Annotated in this window: 6 protein-coding genes and 1 pseudogene; 4 read left to right on the forward strand and 3 right to left on the reverse strand. The window is 39.5% G+C overall.

Annotated elements, in window-relative coordinates:
* Window positions 1–141: 141 nt before the first annotated feature.
* Together QUF07_RS13270 and QUF07_RS13275 are read left to right on the forward strand one after the other, a co-directional pair.
* Window positions 142–831, forward strand: a complete 690-nt coding sequence (locus QUF07_RS13270) for a GntR family transcriptional regulator (protein WP_217165466.1) — start codon at window positions 142–144, stop codon at window positions 829–831.
* Window positions 832–976: 145 nt separating this feature from the next.
* Window positions 977–1,903, forward strand: coding sequence for a D-alanyl-D-alanine carboxypeptidase family protein (locus tag QUF07_RS13275; RefSeq protein WP_217165464.1), 927 nt, complete (start codon window positions 977–979; stop codon window positions 1,901–1,903).
* A 160-nt stretch (window positions 1,904–2,063) separates the two neighbouring features.
* Here QUF07_RS13275 and QUF07_RS13280 read toward each other — a convergent pair whose 3' ends face one another.
* Window positions 2,064–2,255 carry a hypothetical protein gene (locus tag QUF07_RS13280; RefSeq protein ID WP_056983294.1) on the reverse strand — a complete coding sequence of 64 codons (192 nt, stop codon included), beginning with the start codon at window positions 2,253–2,255 and terminating at the stop codon, window positions 2,064–2,066.
* A 289-nt stretch (window positions 2,256–2,544) separates the two neighbouring features.
* On the opposite strand from QUF07_RS13280, the gene QUF07_RS13285 reads away from it, so the two are divergent.
* A complete protein-coding gene (locus QUF07_RS13285) occupies window positions 2,545–2,802 on the forward strand; it encodes a hypothetical protein (protein ID WP_217165456.1) in 258 nt (85 codons plus the stop codon).
* 173 nt (window positions 2,803–2,975) lie between these two features.
* Here QUF07_RS13285 and QUF07_RS13290 read toward each other — a convergent pair whose 3' ends face one another.
* On the reverse strand, window positions 2,976–3,209 hold the full coding sequence (locus QUF07_RS13290) for a hypothetical protein (RefSeq protein ID WP_289427882.1): 234 nt from the start codon (window positions 3,207–3,209) through the stop codon (window positions 2,976–2,978).
* A gap of 154 nt (window positions 3,210–3,363) precedes the next feature.
* Window positions 3,364–4,140 (reverse strand): HD domain-containing protein, encoded by a 777-nt coding sequence (locus tag QUF07_RS13295; protein WP_217342428.1) that lies wholly within the window; start codon window positions 4,138–4,140, stop codon window positions 3,364–3,366.
* Between the two features lie 106 nt (window positions 4,141–4,246).
* On the opposite strand from QUF07_RS13295, the pseudogene QUF07_RS13300 reads away from it, so the two are divergent.
* A pseudogene (locus QUF07_RS13300) lies at window positions 4,247–4,504 on the forward strand (MerR family transcriptional regulator); the annotation flags it as partial.
* Window positions 4,505–4,585: the final 81 nt, after the last annotated feature.

Raw genomic sequence — 4,585 nt, forward strand, 5'->3', positions numbered from 1 at the left:
TCTAAGCAAATTGTGGTCGTGACACCGTGAGGTGTTATTCTCACAAGCTCCTGAATTTATTCAGGAGTGGTTGACTCACTCAAGCTTTGCCTTCTGTGTTACCATAAGTTCAAATACTTGGCATGGAAGACGGGGGATAACTTGGAGAGTTTACAGGATAAAACTTATCATACCATTTATAACCAGATTATGACCTTAAAGCTTCATCCAGGCCAACAGGTATCTGACAAACAGTTCGAGGAGCAATTGGGGGTTAGTCGAACGCCTGTCAGGGAGGCCATGTTGCGGTTGAAGCGTGATCAGTTATTGTATTCAATGCCTCAAAGTGGTACTTACGTTACAAAGATTAATTTAAAAAACGCCTTGGATGCAAGATTTGTCCGCCAAACACTGGAGAAAACGATTGTCAGATCAGTCGCCAGCACTGCCACTAAATTTCAAATTGACGAACTTGCAAATATCGTCACTCAGCAAAATAGTGCCGCTCTTGATGAGGACATCAACTTGTCGTTCAATCTAGATAATAAATTCCACCGCAAGATGTACGAATTTGCAGATAAATTGGCCATTTGGGATTGGCAGTTGACCTTTAGTACCGACCTCAACCGCTATCGGCTACTCCGAGTATATGATCATAAACTGCCACTCACTGTATTAACCAGCGAACACCAGGCAATTATTAACTCCCTGGTTGAGCATGACCCGGATAACGCAGAAAAGTTAATCTACGATCACCTTGAACTGATGCTCAATGAACAGCAGTCGGTGATTTCTGAATTTCCCGATTATTTCAAAAATATTAATATTATGTACCAGCAACACGCGATCTAATTTCGGATCGCTTTTTTGTCGCGCTTTTGAGTTCCTTGCTAAATTGATTCGAACTCCCCTCCTTTACAGTTTAGTTAAAACGTAGAATGCAGCATGCTCACCATGTTACAATTTTCAACAGTAAGTTAAAGAGGAGCGTGTCAGAATGAAAATGAATCAATGGCTGAAAACAGCCTTCGTCACATGCGCCGCAGTGTTTACGTTTGGAATCGGCCTGAGTACCCAAGCGACCACTGCTAACGCAAAGGGACCAACCGTTACATATGCCAAGTCCGCAACGGCTTTGAATGTTAACACAAATAAAGTTGTTTGGTCCAAGGCAGGTAATACTGCCAGACCAATTGCTTCGTTAACCAAATTAATGACCCTCTACCTCGTTCGCGAAAAGATTGAAAACGGCGGTGGAACTTGGAGTTCAAAGGTTAATACCAGCAATTCCGGGCTGAAAAAGCTTGGCAAATCCAGCGTCTTTGGTGGCTTCAAGTTTACCAAGAATTCCTATACTGTTCGGCAGTTATACTTGGCCGGCTTGATTGAATCATCAAACAACGCGGCCATTGCGTTAGGCCAATGGGTGGCAGGCGGTTCAACCCCCAAATACAACAAGAAGTTCATTTCAATGATGAATGCCCAGGCAAAAGAGTGGAAATTAAAGCACACCCACTTTGTTTCATCTTCAGGGATGGAACAGAATAGCCTTTCACCATATGGCTATAACATCGGCGGCGCTAACGCCAATATGGTATCGTCAAATGATCTCGCCAAAATCGCCAAGAATTACGTCACTGATTTCAACGACGTGTTAACCGACGCATCTGTTAAATCAATGACTGTTAGTGGTCAAAAGCTGTACAACTACAATAATTTATTGCCCGGTCGCAAGTATTACCAAGCATCTCTCAAGGTTGACGGTTTAAAAACCGGTTACACCATTCCTGCGGGTTATTGCTTTGTCGGCACTGGCCGCAAATCAGGTCACGACCGAATCATCACGGTTGTCCTGCACGATGAAAACGAGTTTACCGAAACCCGTTCGTTGATGAATTACGTCTATAATCATCATTTAGCTTAGTCTGTAGTAGATTTGCAGCAATTCACCACAAACATCAAGAATTCCAAAAAGTAGCCCCATCAAAGTCAATGACGATCGACTTTGATGGGGCTACTTTTTGGGCTGATTTTAGTCGTTAACTTTCCCTAATCCATGATATTCATGATTAAGGATTGCTCACTTAATTGATATTTTTTCTCGGTCGGCCAGTGCCCTGCCCCTTATCCAAAATTTCTGGATGTTCATTACGAGCATACGCATATGCGTGCGGATCCTGGGTACTTTGATAACGGTTAGTCCGAGTTCGTGATTGGGTGTTTTTGAAGTAGTAGTAACCGGCAACGGCTGCCATGGCTAAAATTAAAAGTGTCATTGAATACCTCTTTTCTTGATTTATTTCCCGATAAACTTTTAGGAAATTGTCATAAGTTTACCGCGAATTCACAAAGAGTCAAGAAAATTACTCTGACCTTTTCTGATTAAGCGGCTATCCTCAATGACCACAGGGATTCTAGGATTATTAAGTATTTATTAAACCGTTTTCAGCGAACCTCTTTCACGGTTCAAGCCCATAGTCAATATTGACTTCACAAACAGAAAATAATAACGTTATAGTCGTGTATTTATAAATTTGAAGTTATTACATAGAGTGAAATTGACTAATGGAAAACGAAAGTAATTACGATCTTTTTCAAAAACTACATCCCCATTGCTTTTCCGAAGCGATGGTTGCCAGATTTGCCAGAAACGAACTAGAATTTCGAGCCGCCAACGGGGATGGCGAAGCAAAGATGCTGCTGACCCTTCGTGACTGTGAGGAGCAGGAAAGCAAGCACCTTCATCCGGCCAACGACCGCCGAACTCAGATTGGCGAACCCCAACCGAAGTACAAGCTTATTTATCACCTGCGTTTGCAGTAGGATCCAGCTGAGGCCAAGATATAAGAATAGTTAGTTTTACAACATAAGCCAGTCACCCAGACATTCAAATTCAGAATGGTTGGGTGATTGGCTTATATTGTCGGAACGACTTGTTGGCCAAGTCGCTTTATCTTCATCAAGAATAACTGAAAAATAAGATTGATCTAAATCTATCAATTCCACTGAAACTTAAACTGCTGTTCACCATCAATTGAATGAACCGTCTCAACATCTCCGTTAACTGGCGCATGAGTCACCAAGAAGCTTGGGTGCAAGTGGCTATAAAATTCAAAGTCATGAGCCACGCCACCTTTTTGTTTCTTCGCCTGCATGACACCGCGACTACCATCCGACAGCTGCACGATCTGTTCCTTCTTTTTTGAAGGGTCTAAATAAATTGTTGTCATTGCTAGCACCTCCAATGTTTATTATAGCAGTCAAAAGAAGCTATAGATTAACTTACAATATATTAAATTGTTTTCATGTAAAGCCCGGTTCGTACTGAAATCAATCCGAATATACTTCCAAAACTTAATTAAGGCATTTTGCTGTTAGTTTCAATCATCTTAATGAAATAAGCTTACTTGCTAAGAGGAATAATCTAAAGCTTTCCTTATTACGCAAAAAATTAATATTTAAATTGTTTTTAAATCTAATTCTATCTAACGCATCACAGTCTTCTAATATACTTTCATCAGAAACCTCCCTTAGAACTAAGCTTGAATCAATTAATCTATCTGCTTTTTCAGGTACTGAACGACTATGATTTTTAACAATGCTTATTATTATCTCAATATCGTCCTCTGTAATATTAGGCAGTTGCCCGTTAAACAATCTTTCATTAACTAGTCGAGAAGTAAGCTGGTCAGAGTTCAATAGCCGAGTAAATAATTGGACAGATTTACCTCCATGATTTTCATCATTTAGGTTAGCCCAGCTTCTACCAATATCATGAATAAAGGCGGCTAGCATTAGAGCTTTGCTACGTGTTTGTGTATATCCTCGCATTAAGGACTCAATCATAACGAGCCTCGCAACTCTATATCCATGAGCGTAACCATGGCCAACCACCATATCATCTAGCAAAGGTTGATTAAAGATTTTCATTTTTATAATTGGTGCAAGCCGCTGAAATATATCGTCATAACTCTTGTACTTGGGATACCGTATTATATCAGCTTCACTTAACTGTTGATATTGATATATTTTCGTTCCGGATCGTATATTTAGAACCAATCCTGGTCTCGTTAACAAACTGTTTAAAGCCACGTAAGGATTATTCGTCCATGTCCCGAGGACTTTTCGGTCAACATCAGATACTTGAAAACTTTTCTCCATAAAATTTCTCCTTGAAAATAATTGAAAACCTATTATGATTAAACTAAAATTTTGATAACATTATTCTAAATTCTGGAGTGTACTCAATGTCAAGGAGGTAGAAAAATTGAATTATGGAATAGGTAAATTTTCAAGAATTGTAAACATATCCGTTGATACGCTCAGGTACTACGAAAAGGAAGGATTAATAGTACCAAAACGCGATAATGTGAACCGACGGCAATATACAGACCATGATGTAAAATGGATCGATTTTATTAAAAGATTAAAGAAAACAGGTATGCCAATAAAAGATATTAAAAAATATGCCAAATTACGCTATCGAGGAAATGAAACAATCAACGATCGACTTAAACTACTATATGATCACCTGAATTATTCATAGTTCATTAAAAGCCCGTCAGTTTTCGTGTTTTTTCGAAAACTGACGGGTATGTTTTTATCT

This window comes from Lentilactobacillus sp. TOM.63 (assembly GCF_030361045.1).
GTDB classification, from domain to species: Bacteria; Bacillota; Bacilli; order Lactobacillales; family Lactobacillaceae; genus Lentilactobacillus; species Lentilactobacillus dabitei.

Bases quoted from the DNA above. Each gene is read 5' to 3' on its own strand.
- QUF07_RS13275 (WP_217165464.1), top strand. From the start codon at position 977: ATGAAAATGAATCAATGGCTGAAAACAGCCTTCGTCACATGCGCCGCA.
- QUF07_RS13280 (WP_056983294.1), bottom strand. From the start codon at position 2,255: ATGACACTTTTAATTTTAGCCATGGCAGCCGTTGCCGGTTACTACTAC.
- QUF07_RS13285 (WP_217165456.1), top strand. From the start codon at position 2,545: ATGGAAAACGAAAGTAATTACGATCTTTTTCAAAAACTACATCCCCAT.
- QUF07_RS13290 (WP_289427882.1), bottom strand. From the start codon at position 3,209: ATGACAACAATTTATTTAGACCCTTCAAAAAAGAAGGAACAGATCGTG.
- QUF07_RS13295 (WP_217342428.1), bottom strand. From the start codon at position 4,140: ATGGAGAAAAGTTTTCAAGTATCTGATGTTGACCGAAAAGTCCTCGGG.